Source organism: Carboxylicivirga taeanensis, assembly GCF_051851475.1.
GTDB classification, from domain to species: domain Bacteria; phylum Bacteroidota; class Bacteroidia; order Bacteroidales; family Marinilabiliaceae; genus Carboxylicivirga; species Carboxylicivirga taeanensis.
The window spans coordinates 402,499-423,487 of sequence record NZ_JBPUSJ010000001.1 but is presented as its reverse complement, the minus strand read 5'-3'; the positions used below and the strand labels follow the sequence as shown (position 1 = coordinate 423,487).

Below are 20,989 nucleotides of genomic sequence, written 5' to 3'. Positions count from 1 at the left end.
TAAAAAGGAGATGCGCCAACATCTCCTCAAAAATTAGATTTCAATTTTTTGTTTAACAAGTAAACGATTCAAATTTATGAAAAAAAAACCGTTCCGGGAAGGATTGCGTTTAGGCAATTCCTACGGTAAATTGTGGAAAGTCATGAGATTGACATTAGTATTGATCATCTTTTTCGGCCTTCAGGTTTCGGCTGTCACCGAAGCCCAATCACAGAAGGTCAATGTAAACATTAACAATGCAAGCCTCAAGGAAGTATTAGAAGAGCTTCAGAGTCAGAGTAATCTAAACTTTATTTATAATAATGATTTGGTGAATGATAATAGCCAGGTATCTATTAATGCAACCAACAAAGAGGTATCTGAAGTGTTGCAGATTCTGTTATATCAGAAAGGCCTGGATTACCGAATCGTGGATAATAATGTGATTATTTATCCGGTTAGTGCCTCATCACTTGAAGAACAGCAAAGTAAAGAGCAGATGGTGCAACAGCAATTGGTAATCGAAGGGTTGGTTACTGATGATACAGGCGAACCGTTACCTGGCGTTAACGTGTTTGAAAAGGCGAACCGTAGCAATGGAGTTATTACCAATGTGGACGGAACCTATAAGATTGAGGTGGTTTCGGAAGATGCAGTTCTTACCTTCTCTTTTATTGGTTTTCAGGCGCAGGATGTGAATGTGGCCGGTCGTACTTCCATTAATATTACTTTGGTAGAAGAGTCAATCGGACTACAGGAAGTAGTAGCAGTTGGATATGGTATTCAGAAGAAAACTGAGGTGACCAGCTCTATTGCTAAAGTAACAGCTGATGATTTTAATAAAGGTTTTGCAACTAACGCCTTGCAGTCGATTGAAGGTAAAGTGGCTGGTTTACAGATTGTGCGTACAGCAGGAACCGATCCGAATGCCTCGCCTCGCGTTCGTCTGCGCGGTACTTCCTCATTAAATGCCTCATCTGATCCGTTGATTATTATTGATGGAATCACAGGTGGAGATATCAGCTCAGTTGCTCCGGAAGACATCGAAAGCATGGATGTGCTTCGCGATGGTTCGGCAGCTGCTATCTACGGAACTCGTGGTACAAACGGAGTAATCATAATCACAACTAAGAAAGGTTCAACAGGCGATTTGAAAGTTGAGTATTCTGGTTACGTTTCTACTGAGGATGCTGTGGCTTTGCCAAATGTGTTGTCGGCTGATGAGTACCGTGCATATGGCGATGCTACTGGCATCAACTATGTCGATGGAGGAGCCAGTACGAACTGGTCTAAAGAGATCATTCGTAAGAATGTGTCCCATGTACATAACGTGTCGTTATCAGGTGGAAATCAGAACTTAAGTTATCGTGCTTCGGTTAACTACCGTAACCTTGAAGGGATTGTAATTAATACTGGTCAGGAGTACTTGAATGGTCGTATCAATCTGACACATAAAGGCTACGCCGATCGTTTGAAAGTACAGTTAAATATGTCTTCAACCTTTATTGACAAGGATTATACTTCTTATTCAGCCTTTGATATGGCAGCTATTATGAATCCTACACAACCAGTTCATAATGAAGATGGTACTTATTGGCAGCCTGGTGGTTATGGTGAGTTCAACCCGGTTGCTAAACTGAATCAGGAGCGTCGTGGTGGCAAAGAGAAGAACAGCCAGATCAGCTTAAGAGCCGATTTTGAAGTGTTTGATAATTTCACATTGAGTGGCTTTGGTGCTTTGGATATACGTGATTTATTGGAGCATGAATATGATGAGATTGAATCTCAGAGCTCTAGCTTTGGTGGATACCAGGGTCGTGCCAAGCAAAAAACATGGCATCGCTACAAAAAAATGTTTGAAGGAACAGCGAATTATAAAAAAGTGCTTAACAATCATGTATTCACCATGTTAGGTGGATACAGTTATGAAGGTCGTTCATACGAAGATTTTTGGGCTGAGAACAAAGATTTTATCAGTGATGCACAGCAATATCACGACTTAGGTGCTGGTAGTGGTTTGACTGAAGGTCGTGCTGCAATGGACAGCTACAAGCAAACCGAGAAGCTAATCGCTTTCTTTGGTCGTTTTACTTATTCTTATGAAAGTAAATATTTGCTGTCAGCAACTGTACGTCGCGAAGGTTCTTCGAAATTTGGTGATAACAACAAGTGGGCTACCTTCCCGGCTGTGTCAGCCGGATGGCGTATTGTTGAAGAAGACTTTTTGAGTGATACAGATTGGTTATCAGAATTAAAGTTGCGTGTTGGTTATGGTGTGACTGGTAACATTGTAGATGGACCCTATCAATCGATTCCTCGAATGGGAGCAGGTGGTTTATATATTATTAATGGGCAGCATGTGAAGTCATATGGTTCAGTCACGAACCCGAACCCATACCTGAAGTGGGAAACTAAAAAAGAAACCAACATTGGTGTTGATTTTGGTTTCTTCAATAACCGTTTAAGCGGTTCTGTTGATGTGTATCAGCGTAAAACAAGCGATTTGCTTTGGAAATTAGTTGCGCAAGTACCTCCAATGATTCACAGCGATGTTCTTTCCAACATTGGTGAAATCAATAACCAGGGTGTTGAATTGGCTTTGAATACAAAGATTATTAACAATGGAGTTTGGAATTTAGGAATGGATGCCACTTTCTCATATAACCAAAATGAGTTGGTAAGCTTATCAGATGCTACTTTCCAATTTCAGGCTGTTAACTACGAAGATCTGCCAGCTCCCGGTCAGTTAGGAACTATCTTCCGCTACGAAGAAGGTCATCCAATCGGTTCATTCTATGGCTATAAATACAAAGGGTTGACTGAAAACGGGGAGTGGATCTTTGAAGATTTCGATGGTGAAGAAGGCATCACCGATGCCGATCGTACGTTTCTGGGCAATGGTAACCCAAAAATCAACTTGTCGTTTAGCCCACACTTAAATGTGAAAGGTATCGATTTCTCAATGAACTTCAGAGGAGCATTTGGTTTCGATATTCTGAATGTGAACAAGATGTACTATGGAAACCCACGCTGGTATCCAGGTAACATGTTGCGTTCTGCAAGTAGTTCAATGGTGAATGCCGACCCTCAATACTCTGATTACTACCTTGAAAAAGGAGATTTCTTAAAACTGGACAACATTACATTAGGATATACTTTACCTAAAAGTTGGTTATTCGGATTGGATTATACTCGCGTTTATTTCTCAGCCTTAAACGTGGCTACATTCACCAATTACTCAGGATTGGATCCCGAGTTAGAATTAGGTGCTAGAGCCGGTGTTGATAAGCGCGGTTTCTATCCTCGCACAACAACTTATACTTTAGGTTTAAACGTTAAATTCTAAAAATAAAATCGATGAAAACGAATATATTATATAATTCATTTGCGGCATTTCTCATCCTCATCGGTATGGCAGCCTGTACCAACCTGGATGAAACTGTGTACTCTGAAACGACCACAAAAACATTCTACAGCTCAGCAGAAGAAGTAACGGCTAATTACCTAAAGCCTTATACACGTCTTTATGTGACGTCTTCATTGGCGCACTGGATTTGTGGTGAGTTAAGTTCTGATTGTGCGGCCTGGCCTCAGAAAGGTAAGCACGGATACGACGGTGGTAAATGGCAGCAATTGCATTACCACACTTGGACACCCGAACATCACGAAATTAAAGGGGCGTGGAATAACACTTATCAGGCCATTGGTTACTGTAATGAGTTTCTGAATAACATCGAAAGCGTTGATGTATCCAAAATGAACCTGCCTGTATCCCTTGAACAGATGAAGGCCGAAATGCGTGCCTTACGCGCATACCACTACTACTTGTTAGTGGATAACTTCCGCGATGTACCCGTGGTAACTAAGGTTGGAGAGCCTCGTTCGCCAGAGCCATTGGCTGCTGCTGATGTCATTCAGTTTATTGAGGATGAAATCGCAGAGGTTATTGAAGACTTGCCGGCCAAAGGTGATGCATCAGCTTACGGACATTTTACTCAGGCTGCGGCACATATGTTGTTGGCAAAAGTGTACCTGAACAGCGAAGTGTATATCGGAACAGCTCGTTGGCAGGATTGCATCAACGAGGTGGATAAGATTAAAGGCTACTCAATGGTGGCTGACTGGAAAGAGCCTTTTAAAGCAAGAAATGAGAATTGCGACGAGAATATTTTCGTAGTTCCTTTTGAACAGAGCAAGATTACCGGCTTTTACCATCATGCTTTCATGATGCACTATAGCCATCAGCAGGGTTTCAACTTAGAATACAAGCCTTGGAATGGTATTGTAGTACAGCCTGATCACTATCGCTCGTTTGATGATGCCGATACACGTTTGGAGCAATTCCTGGTTGGACCTCAGTTTGATCAGGAAGGAAATCCGTTATTAGGTCAGGAAGAAGCTAAGGATGAGCCTTTGGTGCTTACTATTGATATTACAAGTATGACTAATTCACGCGAGGATGAAGGAGCGCGCAGCGTGAAGTATGAAGTTGTTATAGGCGAAGCCTTTGAGGTAAATAACGATTATGTGATTTGGCGATACACCGATGCTCAAATGATGAAGGCTGAAGCTTTAGTAAGAATGAATAAAACTTCAGAGGCCTTACCAATTGTAAATCAAGTGCGAGAGCGTGCTTTTGGCAATGCCAATTATAACTATACCGAAGCTACCTTAACTTTGGATGAGTTTCTGGCTGAAAGAGGTCGTGAGTTTTCTTTCGAAGGACACCGTCGTCAGGATTTAGTGCGTTTTGGCAAGTTTGGCGAGGCCTGGTGGGATAAGAAGCCAACTACAGGAAAAGAAGTTTTCCCATATCCTTTAACTGCAACTGATAATAACCCTAACTTATCCAACTAATTGCTTAGATAGGAAGGTTGATAAGAATGCCTTTTTCCGGCTGTCTCTGGCTCAATATGCGTGTCTGATGGGACTCAGACACAGCCGGAATTTTTCTAATTGTTCATTTAACAGACTGCTGATGACATACTTTAAACTGATTACTATTGTAAGTTTTTTTATATTGGCTGCATGCGGACGACAAGCTTCGCAGAAACCTGCAATTCATGAGGATTACACACAATTTGTAAAACCTTTGGTTGGGACCTTGGGCGAGGGTAATACCTATCCGGGTGCACAAGTGCCTTTTGGCATGGTGCAACTCAGTCCGGATACCGAAAAATGGCTGTGGGGTGCGGCTTCCGGTTACGAATATTCCGATAGTACAATTTACGGTTTCTCAATGACACATTTGCATGGTACAGGTATCCCCGATATGGGCGATATCCTATTTATGCCAACGGTCGGACCAACACATATTCGTCCTGGGAAAAAGGATTTTTCTGAGCCAGGATATCTATCTAAATTTTCGCACGAAAACGAAACAGCGGAGATTGGCTACTATTCGGTGGTGCTCGACGATTACAGCATCAAAACCGAATTAACATCGACCAATCGTGCCGGCATGATGCGTTATACATTTCCGGCTGCAGACAGTGCCCATGTGGTACTTGATTTGAGTCATGTGCTTCGTTTTGATGTGGTTTGGTCCAATGTGAAGATGATTAATGAAACCACCATTGTCGGCATGCACCAGGTCAAAGGATGGGCAAAGGAGCGTTACGTTTATTTCACAGCAGAGTTCTCACGTCCTTTTGATGCAGCGCGCATCTTTTCAGGCGGTAAAGAAGTGAAATACGACTCATACAAAACGTATCGTTTCCGAAGCAGTAAAGAGGCCGCCGGACCGGATATTCAGTTTGTAGCCGATTACCAGACAAGCGAAGGTGAGCAGTTGAGCGTGAAGGTGGGTATATCGCCTACCAGCACAGCCAATGCCATGAAAAACCTGAAGGCGGAGATGCCAGACTGGGATTTCGAGAAATATGTGTCAGCCAGTAAAGAACTATGGAATAAAGAGTTGGCGAAGTTCGAAGTGGAAGGTACACCGCAGCAGAAGGAAACGTTCTACACCGCTGCCTACCATGCGTTTATGTCCCCAACTACCTATTTTGATGTGGATCGCAACTACCGAGGCCTGGATCAGAATATTCACGAGTGCAAGGATTTTGATAACTATACGGTGTTCTCGTTGTGGGATACCTATCGCGCCACACATCCTTTGTTCTGTTTAACACAGGCCGAACGGAATGCCAACATGATTAATGCCATGTTAGCTCATTATCAGCAGAGTCCTGATAAGCTATTGCCCATCTGGTCATTCTGGAATAACGAAACCTGGTGTATGATTGGTTACCATGCAGTGCCTGTTATTGTTGATGCCTATTTTAAAGGTGTTCAGGGTGTAGATTGGGAGCTGGCTTACCAAGCTTGTGTGAACTCAGCCACTCATCCTGAGTACGATGCAACGGCAGAATATGAGCAATTGGGCTATGTGCCTTACGATTTGGAGAACGAATCGGTTTCTAAAACGCTGGAGTATGCCTATGATGATTATTGCATTGCCCGTTTTGCCAAAGCTTTGGGCAGAGAGGCCGATGCTCAGCGTTTCTCGAAACGAGCTATGGCGTATAAAAATCTGTTTGATAAAGAAATAGGATGGATGCGCCCAAAGGATAGCAAAGACCAGTGGAAGGCCGATTTTGATACGCATCATTTTGAGCATTTAGGCGCCTTTACCGAAGGAACTACCTGGCAGTACACCTGGACCGTTCCGCATGATGTGCAAGGTTTGGTAGAACTATATGGCAGCAAAGAGGCCATGGCCAATAAGCTGGATTCTGTATTTGCCTACAGCAGCGGTAAAGATTACAAAGGTGTTGATGATATCCATGGTCGCATAGGCGAATACTGGCATGGTAATGAGCCAAGTCACCATGTAACGCATCTGTATGCATACGTTGGCCAGCCATGGAAAACACAGCAGTTAACCCGTCACATTATCGATACGCAATATGGTAACGAACCGGGGTCGTTGTGTGGCAATGACGATTGTGGACAAATGAGTGCCTGGTACATCTTTAATGCCATGGGTTTCTATCCGGTTTGTCCAGGTAGCGATGAGTATGTAATTACTTCTCCGGCCATACCTTCTGTAACAATGACCTTGAGCAACGGCAACAAATTAGTTATTGATACCAAAAATTATTCTGATAAGAATGTTTATATTCAATCGGTTAAGATAAATGGGGTGGAGTGGAATAATAGCTGGTTCTCTTTCAACGATATTAAAGAAGGCGGCCATATCCATTTTGTATTGGGCGATACTCCAAATAAAGAGTGGGCTTCTGCGGAAGAACATTATCCACCATCCATGTCAAATAACGAGCTTTAATTTTCGTCAGGAACTCAATGTGTTGCACGCATTACTCTGGCAATGTTCTGAAATACAACGATTATGAAAAAGATAGTTTTAGTCAGTTTATTAATAATTCAAGGTTTGATGCTTAAGGCGCAAAATGAGGATTTTACACAATATGTGGATCCGTTTATCGGTACGCAGGAGATGGGACACGTTTTTCCTGGTGCCTGTGCGCCTTTTGGAATTGTGCAGTTAAGTCCCGAAACTGATAGTGTACAGTTTTATCACGAAGGCAAATACAATAAGGAAGTGTATCGCTACTGTGCCGGTTATCAATACACCGATAAGTCGATTGTAGGCTTTGCACACACTCATTTTAGTGGAACGGGTCACTCTGATTTGGGTGATTTCCTGGTAATGCCAACGGTTGGTAAGGTACAGCACAATCCGGGTACTATTGACGATACATCAAAGGGTTATCGCTCACTATTTCGCAAAGAAACGGAAGCGGCCGAACCAGGTTACTATACGGTTGAGTTGGATGATTATAAAATCAAAGCGGAGCTGACAGCAACGCAACGTGTAGGCTTTCATCGCTATACCTTTCCGAAATCAGATGCGGCTCATATCATTCTGGATTTAACGCATGGCATTTACAATTACAATGGTAAAGTATTGTGGTCAACCATCCGTGTTGAAAATGATACCTTGGTAACGGGTTATCGCATTACTCGTGGCTGGGCGCGTACCAACTACCAGTATTTTGCCATGAGTTTTTCGAAGCCAATCAAAAGCTATGGTTGCAGCAATAACGAAGAGGTGAAGTACAATGGTTTCTGGCGTAAGTTTGATCAAACGGATAACTTCCCGGAAATGGCAGGCAAAGCCTTAACTGCCAATTTTGATTTCGATACCGAAGACGGTGAACAGATAAACATCAAATTTGCTCTATCGGCAGTGAGCACTGCTGGTGCTTTGAAAAACCTGCAGGCCGAAGTGCCGCATTTCGACTTTGAGCGTACACGCAGCGAAGCAAAGGCTATGTGGAATAAGGAGTTGAGTCGCATTAAAGTAGAAGCCGATGCTGAAAAGAAGACCGCTTTTTATACCTCCATGTATCACTCGTTTATACATCCAAGTGAGTACATGGATGTGGATGGTCAGTACCGTGGTCTGGATCATAACATTCATCAGGCCGATGGCTTTACCAACTACACCATTTTCTCATTGTGGGATACATACCGTGCGCAACACCCTCTGTTGACACTGATTCAGCCAAAGCGCTCATCAGACATGGTCAATTCTATGTTGGCGCATTATGAGCAGAGTGTTCACAGCATTCTACCCATCTGGAGCCATTACGGAAACGAAAACTGGTGTATGATTGGTTACCATACGGTGCCCGTTATTGCTGATGCTTATGTAAATGGTATCAAAGGTTTCGATGCGGAGAAGGCGCTTGAAGCATGTTTGTCAAGTGCTAATTTTGATCGTTACGAAGGTATTGGTGAGTATAAAATGTATGGCTATGTGCCACATGAAACTAGTCATTACGGGGCTTCCATCACTTTGGAGTATGCTTACGACGATTACACCATTGCCCAATTAGCTAAGGCAATGGGTAAAGAATCGCTTGCTCAGGAATATATGGCGCGTTCAGAAAACTGGCGCAATCTGTTTGACGCTCACACAGGCTACGTTCGACCAAAAACCAAAGCTGGCGATTTCCTGGATAATTTTGATCCGTTGGATACGCATGGTGCTGGTTTTATTGAAGGAAACTCGTGGAATTATTCCCTCTATGTGCCTCAAAATGTAGGCGGATTAATCAATCAGATGGGTGGAAAAGAGCTTTTTGCTCAGCACCTCGATTCGTTATTCACCATGCACATACCGGATGCGTATTTTGAGCATACCGAAGATATTACCCGTGAAGGGATTATGGGCGGATATGTTCACGGTAACGAGCCAAGTCACCACGTTGCTTATATGTACAACTGGGCCGGTAAGCCTTGGAAAACAGCCGAGCGCATCAACGAGATTATGCGAACCAAATACTTGAACAAGCCGGATGGGTTGTGTGGTAATGATGATTGTGGTCAAATGTCGGCCTGGTATATTTTTTCGTCGTTGGGTTTTTACCCGGTTTGTCCGGGCTCAGGTGAGTACGTGATTGGTTCGCCTTCGGTGGATGAGGCGGTACTGCAATTGGAAAATGGCAAGCAGTTCACCATCCGTGCTAAGAATGTATCTTCAAAAAATATCTATATCAAGTCGGTGACACTGAATGGTCAACCTTTGAACAGAACATTTATCAAGCACAGTGATATTGTTGAAGGCGGTGAGCTAATCTTCCATATGAGCAGCCGACCCAATAAAAAATGGGGGTTTGAAGAAGATGCTTATCCCTATTCGTTCACACCTGTAAAAGAGTAATTTTTCTTTTTGGGATAAAAAACTGTTAAAATAATGAAGTTAAATAAGATAGCAGGCCTAAGCTTGGCCTGCTCTACCCTTCTTATGTCTTGTTGGAACCAAAATGACACGCCGGTAGTTGTGACAGACTATAAATGTCAGGTTCAATCAATTGGAAGTGATTCACCTGTGGGAGAGGAAGTTGGTAATGTAGTTGATGGCGATATTTACTCCAAGTTTCTAACGTTTAGCTCGTCGGCAACCGTATTGTTGGCACCCGTAAAACGCAGCCGGTTAAATGGCTATACATTGGTTTCGGGTAATGATGAACCCATGCGCGATCCGGCCAGCTGGACCTTGGAAGGCAGTCGTGATGGACAAAGCTGGGAGCTAATAGATACGCAGTCGGATGTTATTTTCCAGGAAAGAAACCAGAGTCAGGAATTTAATGTGGTTACTGAAGAACCGTTTGCACATTATCGCTTTCACCTGGCTACTAACGGACACGATATCTTGCAGATATCTGAGATTAAGCTAAATGGTGTTTGGGATAACCATGATAAGCAGCCTATTGCCCAATTCAAGGCTGACCAAACGGCATTTTTCGATAAGGGTACAGTACAGTTTCAAAACCTGTCGGTGCAAGGCGACTCATATCAATGGTTTTTTGAAGGTGGTGAGCCGACAACAAGTACCGAGGCGAATCCGACTGTTACTTATGCGACCCATGGCAGGTATCCTGTTAAATTGGTGACGGTAAATAACCAATTGGCCGATACAGCGTTTCACGACGCATTTGTTAATGTGAAGCGCTTAGGTGGCTGGGAGTATTTTCAGTATCCCCACATCAACTTTGTGAATACCACTTTAGGTGGCAATGGCGATTTATACAACGCGCTGGTGCCTGAACCTATTGAGTTAATCAACGAAGTGTGCATGGATGTTTGTAAAATCTTATATCGCAGCGTGGATGAGATTGATGTATTAAAGGTGCTCGATTATTCCATTCAGGATATTGAAACAATATCTGCCAAAGGGGGTAATCCTCCCCATATCAACATCTTTTTTAGTTCAAGCTACTTAAAGGATAAAAAAGGAGAGCTAACTGATAAGGAGCTTATCGACGAGATTGTTGGCGTGCTCTTTCATGAATTGGCTCACGGGTACCAGTATGCGCCCAAAGGTGCCGGTGGCTATCAGCGTGGCGCTGATTATTTTGGCCTTATTGAAGGCGTGGCTGATTATGTTCGGCTCAATGCCGGGTATTCAAGCTATGACTATCGAAAGCCTGGCGGCCACTGGAACGATGGCTATAAAACATCAGCCTTCTTTATTGATTGGCTGCATACGAAAGACCCTGATTTTGTGTACCAGCTTAATCAGAGTGCCAAAACAATTATTCCCTGGTCCTGGGAAGCAGCTTGTCAAACTATTCTTTCTGCCTCGGTAGAGGATTTATGGAACGAGTATCAGGACTATCTTAAAAATGAAGAATCAATTAATCAAATCACAAAAAAATGAAAAAATCAATTATTTATTCACTCATGGCAGTCATGGTGTTAGTGTTGTCATGTCAGAACGAAGCAGAGTTCAATATAGACCATCTGCAAAGTCCGCTTAAGGCAAAGTTTGAAGCAAACAAAACACGTGTCTTTATTGATGAGGAGGTACAATTCACTAATAATTCGATTGGCGCAAAAGCCTATGAATGGAACTTTGAGGGTGGCACACCATCAACAAGTTCAGATGAAAGCCCGGTTGTGACCTATGCTTCTGAAGGTACCTATAAAGTGATGTTAACTGTGAAGGATGGTGCTAAGCAAAGTGTTTTTGAGCAAGAAAGCTACATAACTGTTTATGGCGATGAGTGTTGGCAAAATATAGTAATGCCAGACATTAATTTTAAAAATACTTCATCAGACAAAAGTCTTTACGAACAGATTGTACCCGACCCCGAAAAACTGATACATACGGCTTGCTTTGATGTGGCCCGCTGGTTGTTTATTTGTCCCGATGAAATGGATGTATTGCAAACAATTGATTATTCCGTTGAAGATCGTGATGGTATTTCAGCCAAAGGAGGTCAGGCACCACATATTAGTATCTTCTTTAGTGCTACGTATTTGCAAAGTTGTAAGGATAAGGGGATGACAGATGCTCAACTTTTGGACGAAGTAAAAGGTGTGTTGTACCACGAGGTAACACATGGCTATCAGTTTTCGCCTCAGGGCGCTGGCGAATATAAGCCAGGTGATGATTTCTATGGCTTTATTGAAGGAATGGCTGACTATGTACGTTATGTGAGCGGTTACCTGACAACAAATGATCGTGCGCAGGGTGGCCACTGGAACGATGGTTATAAAACATCAGGCTTCTTTATTGATTGGTTACACTCAAAAGATGTTAACTTCCTGAATAAGATCAATCATTCTGCTAAAACCATCAGTCCATGGTCGTGGGAAGCTGCGACTCAGAGCATCGTTGGAAAATCGGTGCAGGCGCTTTGGAACGAGTACCAGGATGATATGAAAACCGGTAAAATTGCAGAGATTGATGAAAAACTAGCAAAATTGCGTCAGGGTGAAGATGTCGATTTTGGCGGCAATGAAGGAGACGGCGGAAGTAATGCTGAATTAGTTGATATTACTAATATAGAATGCACTATTTCAACTAATACTGAAGTCCAAATACCCGAAAGAGAGTCAGTAGATAATTTAATTGATAACAATCCAGGTAGTAAGTTTTTAGCATTTACTAACGCTACTTGGGCTCAGTTCTCTTTCAACTATTCATCGGTTCTTACAAAGTATACTCTTACATCTGGTAATGATGCACCTGAGCGTGATCCTAAAAACTGGAGTCTTAAGGCTAGTAACGATGGAACAACATGGATAGAGATAGATAAGCGCACTGGCGAAAGCTTTGCAGATAGAAAGGTTACAAATGAGTATTCTTTCGAAAATGCTACAGCTTATATAATGTATAAGTTTGAGTTTGAGAACACGTCAGGTGATATATTTCAGTTGGCTGAAGTTGAATTGTTTGCAACTGTTGGTTCTGATGTAAATGTAGGCGATGCCTCTTTAGTTGATATCACTAAAGCCAATACAGGTGTCACAGTTAAACAGGAAGCTGATGCTTTCTATGAATGGGGAGTGCCAGCCAATGCTTATGATGGCGACCAGGGTACCTTCTTCTTTAATCATACCAATACCTCATGGATGGTATTTGAAACGGCGAATAAACACAATGTAACAAAGGTGACTTTAAGTGCTTCTAACCAAATATGGGAAACTAATAGTTTTGTGTTCTCTGTGGATCGTTTTACCTTATTAGGTTCGGATGATGGACAGACATGGACTGAGATAACAAAGGTGACTGATACAGGTATCACTGCATTTGCGCAAGAAGAAGATTTTACTTTTGAAAATACAGCGTACTATAAATTCCATAAAATCGAATTGGAAGCTGATGTAGAAGAAAAAGGACGTCTTGTAATTGCAGAGCTTGAACTTTTGGGTAAGTCTGAATAATTCCTGTTACAGGTTATAAATAGGTGGATTATACTATCCCGGCGATTGCTTTAACTTTGGTTGAGGCAAAGCCGGGATTTTTAAAATTTAGCAGATGAAACAATTTTGGTTAATAATATTATTGGGGATTAGTTTAAGCGCCTGTAAGAAGCAAAGTGATTACACGCAATACGTCGATCCTTTTATTGGTACAGGTGCACATGGGCATACTTATCCGGGTGCTCAGGTCCCCTTTGGTATGGTACAGCTAAGTCCTGATACGCGTAATGATGAGTCGTGGGATGGATGTGGTGGTTACCACTACTCTGATTCGTCGATCATTGGTTTTAGTCACACCCATTTGTCGGGTACTGGGGTAAGCGACTATGGCGATGTATTGCTCATGCCCATTATGGGCGACCTAAAACTCGAAACCGGAACGAGCGAACAGCCTGAAACAGGTTATCGGTCTTTATTCTCTCATGATAATGAAACAGCTTCACCGGGTTATTACTCGGTTTATTTGGATGATTACAGGGTAAGAGCTGAATTAACCGCAGGAGAGCGTGTTGGTTATCATCGTTACACATTTGATAATGCTGGTAAGTTACAAATGATGCTCGACCTGATTCACCGCGATCCGGTAATTGCAGCTGAAATTGAAGTAACCGGGCCTAATACTATGCAAGGGCAGCGTCGTTCAAAATACTGGGCTGGCGATCAGCATTTGTATTTTGCCATTGAGTTCTCAAAGCCTTTCAAGTCGGTTGATCTGTACGAGAACAAAATGCTGCAGTCTGCCAATAAAGTTATTGAAGGTACTCAGTTACAATCAGTCATAAACTTTGATGTGGAAACAGGCGAGCAATTGGAGGTGAAAGTGGCTTTATCCATGGTGAGTGCGGATGGAGCTGTTGCTAACCTGAAACAGGAAAGTACAAATGTTAATTTCGACTCCGCATATAAATTGGCGTTGAAAGAATGGCAGGATAAACTGGGCAGGATTGCTGTAGAAGGCGGCTCATTAAAAGAGAAACGAAATTTCTACACAGCTTTGTATCATTCCTTATTAACACCTAACCTCTCGCAGGATGTGGATGGTCGATACCGTGGTATGGACGGTAAGGTTCATCAGGCCGATGGCTTCACTAATTACACGGTCTTTTCACTCTGGGATACGTTCAGAACATTGCATCCATTGCTGACGATTGTGGAGCCGGAGTTAAGTGCTGATTTTGTGAAATGTCTCGTGCAGAAAAGTAAAGAATACGGTGAGCTGCCGATGTGGGAGCTGGCCTCCAACGATACGCGTTGCATGATTGGCTATCATGCGGTTTCGTTAATTGCCGATGCCCATGCTAAAGGTATAGATAGTTTTGATTTGGAAGAAGCCTATAGCGAAATGAAACGTACGGCTATGTTAGATAAGCGTGGACTGAAAGACTACCGCACTCTAGGTTATGTACCTTCCAACAAGAGCAGTCAGGGTGTTTCCAAAACGCTGGAATACGCCTACAACGACTGGTGTGTGGCACAAGTGGCCAAAGCTTTAGGCAAGGAAGAGGATTATCATTATTTTATGAATCGCTCTACAAACTACCGGAATATTTATGATGCATCAACTAAATTTATGCGTGGCCGGATGGCTGATCACAGCTGGGTAAGCGATTTTGATCCGATGGCTGTAGGGTATAACTATACCGAAGGCAATGCCTATCAGTACAGCTTATTTGTGCCGCACGATGTAGTGGGTATTACCGAACTTTTGGGCGGCCAAAAAGCCTTGGAAGAATGGCTGGATCGGCTGTTCGAAACGGAGATGGCTTATGAATTGGAGGAAGGAACAGATGTCACCGGGCTAATTGGGCAGTATGCACACGGCAATGAGCCGAGCCATCACATGGCCTATCTCTATAATCATGCAGCAACTCCGTGGAAAACACAGCGTATAGTTCGTGAGATAATGGCCACTCAATATGCTGATACGCCTGGTGGCTTATGTGGCAACGAGGATTGCGGTCAGATGTCGGCTTGGTACGTGATGAGTGCCATGGGTTTGTACCCTGATAATCCGGGCTCACCATACTATTCTGTTGGTTCACCAATATTTGATAAGGTGACGCTATATCTGGATAATGGCAAAACCTTTATCATTGAAGCAAAATGCAATAGTAGCAATCATATCTATCTGCAAAATTTAAGCCTTAACGATAGCGATTATCACCAGAGCTTTATTTCCCATCAGGATTTGTTAAAAGGAGGAAGCTTACAGATGCAAATGGGTACTGAGCCCAGCACAGAATGGTTCACACAGCATCTGTCAAGCGAACTGACATACAAAGCAGCGCCGCATTGCTATTTGAGCAATTCATCTAATCTATTTATCCATGAATTTGTAGTGGATATGCGTTGTGATGATGAGTTGGCTGAAATCCGATATACTTTGGATGGTACAACGCCCGACAAGAGCAGTCCGCTATTTAAAGAACCTTTCACGATTAATCAATCGACCACGTTAAAGATGCGGTCGTTTAAGGAAGGCTGTGAGGACGGTTATGTGGTGACGCGTGAGCTGAAAAAGGAACATGCCTTACCGCTTAATACATCTCAACTTAAAAAAGGGTTGAAGTATTCCTATTACGAAGGTATCTACCGTTCTATTTACGATTACGCTCAGGAGGAGCCTGCTAAAACAGGTGCTGTTGAAGTGCCTACATTGGCTATTTGCAACCGAAATGAATGGATTGGTGTAGCGTATGATGGCTTAGTGTACATCCCTAAAAATGGTACTTACCATTTTTACATCTCGGCTAATGATGGTTGTATGTTGAAGATTAATGGTGAAGAGCAGTTTGAGAGCGACGGTCGTAAGTCGTTCTCATTTGCCCAGCAATGCAGCATTGAGCTTAGTAAAGGTTATCACCGCTTTGAAATAGGTTTCTACCAGTGCTCAGATGGCATTGAGTTAAAAACAGAATGGGAAGGGCCAGGCTTTAAACGTCAGCCAATGCGGGCCACCAGTTTCTTTCATCAATAGAATTTAATCCCACACGAAGCGCCATTGTCCGTCACTTTGGCGCTTCCATACCGTATGAAAAATTCCTTCTGTTGTTTGGCCGCTGGCATGGTTAATTAACTGGTAGCTACCATAGGTGTAAGCCAGGTCGCCCGATGCAGCCACTTCAATTTTATCGGGCATCCATTGGAGCTCAATACCTTGGTAGGTAGCTGCATGCTCATCAAAATAGGCTTTAATCGCTGCTTTTCCTTTGATTAACTGGTTATTCCTGAGTAAAACGGCATCTTCGGCAGCGTAAAATAAAAAGGCTTCGGACACACCTTTTCGTTGCGCCATTTGAGCGAAAGCCATTTCAGTTTGTTTAACTTCTTCGCTGTAGTTTGTTATTGTGGAAGCTTTGGGAGTGCAGCCAACAACTGCAAGAAGCAATATGAGAGTTGCTCGAACCATAGAAAGGAATTTTAGAAAAGAGCAACTCCCATAGAAATTGCTCTTATTATTTATTCATCTTCAGAAGTAGGGTCTTTCTTCTGTTTTAAGCGTTTGGCATCTTTTAAGCATTTATGAATCATCCATTCAAGCTGACCATTGACACTTCTGAATTCGTCGTCAGCCCACTTCTCTATCTGCTTAAATGTTTCAGGGTCAATTCTTAGGACAAATGATTTCTTTTTACTCATACAATTATGTGTGTAATGTGCCGGTATTAATCACGGGCGTCGCTTCTTTATCACCGCACAAAACTACCATTAAATTACTAACCATTGAGGCTTTCTGATGTTCATCAAACTCAATAATCCCATCCTCAGATAGTCTGGTAAGTGCGTCTTCGACCATGCCAACGGCACCTTCAACAATTTTTTTACGCGCTGCAACAATCGCTACGGCTTGCTGACGTTTCAGCATAGAACCTGCAATTTCCGGAGCATAGGCCAGGTAACCAATGCGTGCTTCTGTTACTTCAATGCCTGCGATGGCCAGTCGTTCGGTGATTTCTTCCTCCAGGGCTTCGTTAACTTCATGCATGCCGGAGCGCAATGTCATTTCTGCCTGCTCATCATCAAAATTATCGTAGGGATAGGAGCCGGCCAGTTTACGCACAGCTGCATCTGTTTGCACCCGCACAAATTCTTCATAGTGATCCACTTCGAAAGCGGCCTTATAGGTGTCCTTTACTTTCCATACCAATATCACATTAATCAGGATTGGGTTACCGATTTTGTCGTTTACCTTTACTTTGTCACTATCAAAGTTGCGGGCACGTAGCGAAATGCGTGTTTTGGTATAGAACGGGTTCGCCCAAAAAAAGCCGTTGTCTTTAACGGTGCCTTTATACGCCCCAAAAAGAACCAATACTTTCGAGCCGTTCGGGTTTACAATAAAGAAGCCTGGCAAAATGGCCAGGATGAAAGGGATGGCAATTATCAATAGATATTGCTCGAGTCTCACAATTGTTGTAAGTGTTGCAGCCAGCAACACCAGGAATACGATAAGCATCGTATATCCACTTCTGGGTTTAGTTTGTTTTTCTGTTTTCATAGTGATATCAAAATAATATCACAATAATAGAATTTTTTTGAAAAATATCAAGGTGTTATTGAAAAAAGTTATTATATACGTGCTAATCAATATGGATATACTATTTTTAGTTCATTAAATCTATTGCGAATGAAGGCGATTATTACCTGTATTTTCTTGTTTGTATCTGTATCTATTTCAGCTAAATGGGTAGAGGCTTATATTGAGACTAATCAAAACGAAATTATTTATGGAAAGATTCAGCTGCCGAAAGCCGAGTTTTATACAGGAGCCTGGTATGTTAAGGGTTTCGATTGGTCATACCTTAATCGTTATGTCAGGTTTAAAAGTACAGATACCGGCAAAGTGATATACAATCCTGAGCAAATAAGAGGCTATGGATTTAAGTACCGTGGTGAGGACTATTTCTACATAACTCAGGTAATCGACCGTAAAAGTATCGTTAAAAGTGAGCGCAAAAAGGCGTATTTTATGAATGTGGTTTACAATGGAAGTTTGATGCTTTGTAAGTACCGCAAGCAGCTTGATGAAGAGCGGCCGGTCGCCAAAATTATTTTATATGATGAGTACTATCTATATAATGAACAATTGGGTTTTACAAAGCTTCAGGTGGATGAGCAGCACCAAAGCCTGAATTCCATCTTATGCCAATATGGCGTCTCCGCATTCTTTCTCAGGAAGGTTGGCCCATTAAGCATACATGATGTTAAAAAAGTTCTTTATCAATATGATGTATGGTTATCGGAGCAAGAGGAGCAGATTCCACTCACTATTTGAAAAACTGCACGAGCTTCAGAATAACAAATAGAATTGTTAATGTGAAAATAATGGTAGCGCCAGAGGGTAAGTCTAAAAAATAAGCAATTAGCAGACCCGACAGGCTTCCGATAACACTGATTAGTACTGCTCCTACCATAACCTTATTTAAATTTTTGGCAAACAGGTTGGCGGCCGCGGCAGGTATGGTGAATAATGACAGTACCAGAATTATACCCATCACTTTAATGGAGAGTACAATGGCAATGGCTACCATGGCTGCACTGATGTATTTAATGGTTTGAACAGGCAAACCTGTTACTTTAGCATAGTCAATGTCGAATGCCACTGCTACAACAGCCTGATAGAATAGGGTAATTAGCAAAATACAACACGCTGCTGTTCCTGCGAGCCAGAACAGATCACTGACTTTTACCGTTAGGATATCACCAAATAGGAAACCCATAAGATTGGGGGTATAGCCGGGTGTTAGAAAAACAAACAAGATGCCAATGGCCATGCCCAGTGACCAGAGTATCGCAATTGAGCTATCCTCTCTCAGACCGCCTTTATTACTACTCCACTCAATTCCTAAAGCCGAGAGCACAGCAAAAATACCAGCGCCTAAAAAAGGAGGCCAGCCAAAATAGTAAGCTATGCCCATGCCACCAAATGAAGCATGTGTAATACCACTACTGATAAAAACATTGCGCCGGGCAACGATATAACTCCCCACAATGCCTGCAATAATTGACGATAATAAGGCCGCCAACATGGCATTTCTGAAAAAGGCAAAGCTGAAGAGTTCAATTATCTCATTCATGATCGTGATGTTTTAGTACCCGGTGTGGAACGTGACCATGGCTGACGAGTTCAATGGGGCAGTTGTACGATTTGAGAATTTCGTTTGTGATTTTATTGGATGGGTGATAGTGCAAACCGCCATTCACGCAGGCAATGGTTTTTACCATCGAGGAAATGGTGCCAACATCGTGTGAGACCAGTAAAATGGCCATTTTGCTATTTAACTCACCCAGTAAGTTATATAAATTAGCTTCAAATGTTTTGTCCACGTAGGTATTTGGCTCATCCAATACCAGCACATTGGGTTGACTGAACAGCGCACGGCACAGAAACACGCGTTGCATTTGTCCGCCCGACAACTCTCCAATCGGAACATGATGAGCATTGTCCATCCCAATAAATGTCAATAGTTCATCTACTTTTTTTAGCTGCTCCCTGTTGGTGCGCTGCCACCATTTATCCTTGGCAAATCTCCCCGATAAAATTACATCCTTTATGGTAATGGGAAACTGCTTATCAATGGTATTGACCTGGGGCAGATAGCCAATATTCACTTTCTCTGATTTGATGACACTGCCCGATTGAGGAGTAATCAGGTTCAGAATTACCTTTAGCAAAGTTGTTTTACCACCTCCGTTAGGGCCGATAATCCCAATGAAATCATTAGGATGGATGGTCAGGTTAACCTCCTTTAAAACGACATTTTTGTCGTAGGCGGCCTGAATATTTTTTAGCTCTATGAGTGGCTCCATTGCTTTTGTTTAGTGTTTTTCCAGGTGGCTGATAAAGCGTTCCATCTCCTTCTTCCATTCATGCGAAAGTGGATTTACCTGAACTGTTGCCGCACCAACCTCATCTGCTATTACTTTAGCATTGGTTTGATCAAACTCCTGCTGGATGTAAATGGTTTGGATGTGTTTGGTTCGTGCTAGTTCGATGGTTGATTTTAAGCGTGATGGCGAAGGTGATTTGCCATCAAACTCTATTGTTAACTGCTCAAAACCGTAGTCGCGCGCTAAATAAGTATAGGCCGGATGAAATATCATAAATGCCAACTGTCCTTTTTCAGTTTGTAAACCAGTTAATCGCTCATCCATTTCGTCCAGTTCGCTTAAAAACTGCTCGTAATTCAACCCTATAAGGCCTTTGTATTGAGGGAATAGCTCTGTAAGGTAGCCTCTTAAATTCTTCATAATAATTTTCACCTGTTTGGGTGAGGTCCAAGTGTGCGGGTCGGTGCCTGCCGAGCATATATGGCCTGGCTCGTGATGGTGGTGGTGATGCTCTCCTTGTATCATGTCCATACCAGCAGAAAGATCATACCATTTCATGGCTGGGTTGGCGGCCGATAGCTTGTCTGCCCACCCACTTTCAAAGCCCAAATGCCCCATCTTTATGTAGGCCACTGAGGCAGATAGTTTTTTTATCTGTGCAGCCGAAGGGGCATAGCTTGAGTGATCGGCTCCTGACGGAATCATGATATTGACTTCCACAGAGTCGTGTAAGAGCTGTTCAATAAAGTATTTCTGGGGGGCAATACTTACCGAAATTACGGGCTTATCATCTGTTTTAGTGGGTGTTTGGCATGCAGAGAACAGAGCAAGTGCCAGAATGCTGACTAATAGTGCTTTTGTCATGTATAACTATTTGTAATACTGTTATTAACCATGTGTTTGTAGCTGCAAAAATACAAGAATAGCATCAATA

General features: G+C 42.6%; 14 protein-coding genes. 8 read left to right on the top strand and 6 right to left on the bottom strand.

What is annotated here, in order from left to right; translation table 11 throughout:
* Window positions 1-142: 142 nt before the first annotated feature.
* The 7 genes from ACSX1H_RS01860 (at window position 143) to ACSX1H_RS01830 (ending at window position 16,201) form a co-directional block, all read left to right on the top strand.
* Entirely contained in the window at window positions 143-3,325 is a 3,183-nt protein-coding gene (locus tag ACSX1H_RS01860) for a TonB-dependent receptor (protein ID WP_439181845.1), read from the top strand.
* A gap of 11 nt (window positions 3,326-3,336) precedes the next feature.
* Window positions 3,337-4,836, top strand: coding sequence for a RagB/SusD family nutrient uptake outer membrane protein (locus ACSX1H_RS01855; protein ID WP_439181843.1), 1,500 nt, complete (start codon window positions 3,337-3,339; stop codon window positions 4,834-4,836).
* A gap of 121 nt (window positions 4,837-4,957) precedes the next feature.
* Window positions 4,958-7,270: a GH92 family glycosyl hydrolase gene (locus tag ACSX1H_RS01850; RefSeq protein WP_439181842.1), complete on the top strand. Its 2,313-nt coding sequence runs from the start codon at window positions 4,958-4,960 to the stop codon at window positions 7,268-7,270.
* A 63-nt stretch (window positions 7,271-7,333) separates the two neighbouring features.
* Entirely contained in the window at window positions 7,334-9,673 is a 2,340-nt protein-coding gene (locus tag ACSX1H_RS01845) for a GH92 family glycosyl hydrolase (protein WP_439181841.1), read from the top strand.
* Window positions 9,674-9,706: 33 nt separating this feature from the next.
* Window positions 9,707-11,173 (top strand): basic secretory protein-like protein, encoded by a 1,467-nt coding sequence (locus ACSX1H_RS01840; protein WP_439181840.1) that lies wholly within the window; start codon window positions 9,707-9,709, stop codon window positions 11,171-11,173.
* A complete protein-coding gene (locus tag ACSX1H_RS01835) occupies window positions 11,170-13,185 on the top strand; it encodes a basic secretory protein-like protein (protein WP_439181839.1) in 2,016 nt (671 codons plus the stop codon). The genes ACSX1H_RS01840 and ACSX1H_RS01835 overlap by 4 nt, the downstream gene beginning before the upstream one ends.
* A 94-nt stretch (window positions 13,186-13,279) precedes the next feature.
* Entirely contained in the window at window positions 13,280-16,201 is a 2,922-nt protein-coding gene (locus ACSX1H_RS01830; protein WP_439181838.1) for a GH92 family glycosyl hydrolase, read from the top strand.
* Between the two features lie 3 nt (window positions 16,202-16,204).
* On the opposite strand, the gene ACSX1H_RS01825 is transcribed toward ACSX1H_RS01830, so the two are convergent.
* Genes ACSX1H_RS01825 through ACSX1H_RS01815 form a run of 3 tightly spaced genes read right to left on the bottom strand, consistent with a single transcriptional unit; the run spans window position 16,205 to window position 17,722 of the window.
* Window positions 16,205-16,633: a YybH family protein gene (locus tag ACSX1H_RS01825; RefSeq protein ID WP_439181837.1), complete on the bottom strand. Its 429-nt coding sequence runs from the start codon at window positions 16,631-16,633 to the stop codon at window positions 16,205-16,207.
* Between the two features lie 50 nt (window positions 16,634-16,683).
* Entirely contained in the window at window positions 16,684-16,863 is a 180-nt protein-coding gene (locus ACSX1H_RS01820; protein ID WP_439181836.1) for a type II toxin-antitoxin system antitoxin, read from the bottom strand.
* A gap of 4 nt (window positions 16,864-16,867) precedes the next feature.
* Window positions 16,868-17,722, bottom strand: coding sequence for an SPFH domain-containing protein (locus tag ACSX1H_RS01815; RefSeq protein ID WP_439181834.1), 855 nt, complete (start codon window positions 17,720-17,722; stop codon window positions 16,868-16,870).
* A 129-nt stretch (window positions 17,723-17,851) separates the two neighbouring features.
* On the opposite strand from ACSX1H_RS01815, the gene ACSX1H_RS01810 reads away from it, so the two are divergent.
* Entirely contained in the window at window positions 17,852-18,499 is a 648-nt protein-coding gene (locus ACSX1H_RS01810; protein ID WP_439181833.1) for a hypothetical protein, read from the top strand.
* On the opposite strand, the gene ACSX1H_RS01805 is transcribed toward ACSX1H_RS01810, so the two are convergent.
* Genes ACSX1H_RS01805 through ACSX1H_RS01795 form a run of 3 tightly spaced genes read right to left on the bottom strand, consistent with a single transcriptional unit; the run spans window position 18,492 to window position 20,919 of the window.
* A complete protein-coding gene (locus ACSX1H_RS01805) occupies window positions 18,492-19,301 on the bottom strand; it encodes a metal ABC transporter permease (protein ID WP_439181832.1) in 810 nt (269 codons plus the stop codon). The genes ACSX1H_RS01810 and ACSX1H_RS01805 overlap by 8 nt on opposite strands.
* Window positions 19,294-20,034, bottom strand: a complete 741-nt coding sequence (locus ACSX1H_RS01800) for a metal ABC transporter ATP-binding protein (RefSeq protein WP_439181831.1) — start codon at window positions 20,032-20,034, stop codon at window positions 19,294-19,296. Before ACSX1H_RS01800 ends, ACSX1H_RS01805 begins: the two co-directional genes overlap by 8 nt.
* Before the next feature lie 9 nt (window positions 20,035-20,043).
* Window positions 20,044-20,919 carry a metal ABC transporter solute-binding protein, Zn/Mn family gene (locus ACSX1H_RS01795; RefSeq protein WP_439181830.1) on the bottom strand — a complete coding sequence of 292 codons (876 nt, stop codon included), beginning with the start codon at window positions 20,917-20,919 and terminating at the stop codon, window positions 20,044-20,046.
* Window positions 20,920-20,989: the final 70 nt, after the last annotated feature.

Excerpts from the sequence above, each read along its gene's own strand:
- ACSX1H_RS01840 (WP_439181840.1), top strand. The coding sequence starts at position 9,707 with ATGAAGTTAAATAAGATAGCAGGCCTAAGCTTGGCCTGCTCTACCCTT.
- ACSX1H_RS01830 (WP_439181838.1), top strand. The coding sequence starts at position 13,280 with ATGAAACAATTTTGGTTAATAATATTATTGGGGATTAGTTTAAGCGCC.
- ACSX1H_RS01805 (WP_439181832.1), bottom strand. The coding sequence starts at position 19,301 with ATGAATGAGATAATTGAACTCTTCAGCTTTGCCTTTTTCAGAAATGCC.
- ACSX1H_RS01820 (WP_439181836.1), bottom strand. The coding sequence starts at position 16,863 with ATGAGTAAAAAGAAATCATTTGTCCTAAGAATTGACCCTGAAACATTT.
- ACSX1H_RS01845 (WP_439181841.1), top strand. The coding sequence starts at position 7,334 with ATGAAAAAGATAGTTTTAGTCAGTTTATTAATAATTCAAGGTTTGATG.
- ACSX1H_RS01850 (WP_439181842.1), top strand. The coding sequence starts at position 4,958 with ATGACATACTTTAAACTGATTACTATTGTAAGTTTTTTTATATTGGCT.
- ACSX1H_RS01855 (WP_439181843.1), top strand. The coding sequence starts at position 3,337 with ATGAAAACGAATATATTATATAATTCATTTGCGGCATTTCTCATCCTC.
- ACSX1H_RS01815 (WP_439181834.1), bottom strand. The coding sequence starts at position 17,722 with ATGAAAACAGAAAAACAAACTAAACCCAGAAGTGGATATACGATGCTT.
- ACSX1H_RS01835 (WP_439181839.1), top strand. The coding sequence starts at position 11,170 with ATGAAAAAATCAATTATTTATTCACTCATGGCAGTCATGGTGTTAGTG.
- ACSX1H_RS01795 (WP_439181830.1), bottom strand. The coding sequence starts at position 20,919 with ATGACAAAAGCACTATTAGTCAGCATTCTGGCACTTGCTCTGTTCTCT.
- ACSX1H_RS01860 (WP_439181845.1), top strand. The coding sequence starts at position 143 with ATGAGATTGACATTAGTATTGATCATCTTTTTCGGCCTTCAGGTTTCG.
- ACSX1H_RS01825 (WP_439181837.1), bottom strand. The coding sequence starts at position 16,633 with ATGGTTCGAGCAACTCTCATATTGCTTCTTGCAGTTGTTGGCTGCACT.
- ACSX1H_RS01800 (WP_439181831.1), bottom strand. The coding sequence starts at position 20,034 with ATGGAGCCACTCATAGAGCTAAAAAATATTCAGGCCGCCTACGACAAA.
- ACSX1H_RS01810 (WP_439181833.1), top strand. The coding sequence starts at position 17,852 with ATGAAGGCGATTATTACCTGTATTTTCTTGTTTGTATCTGTATCTATT.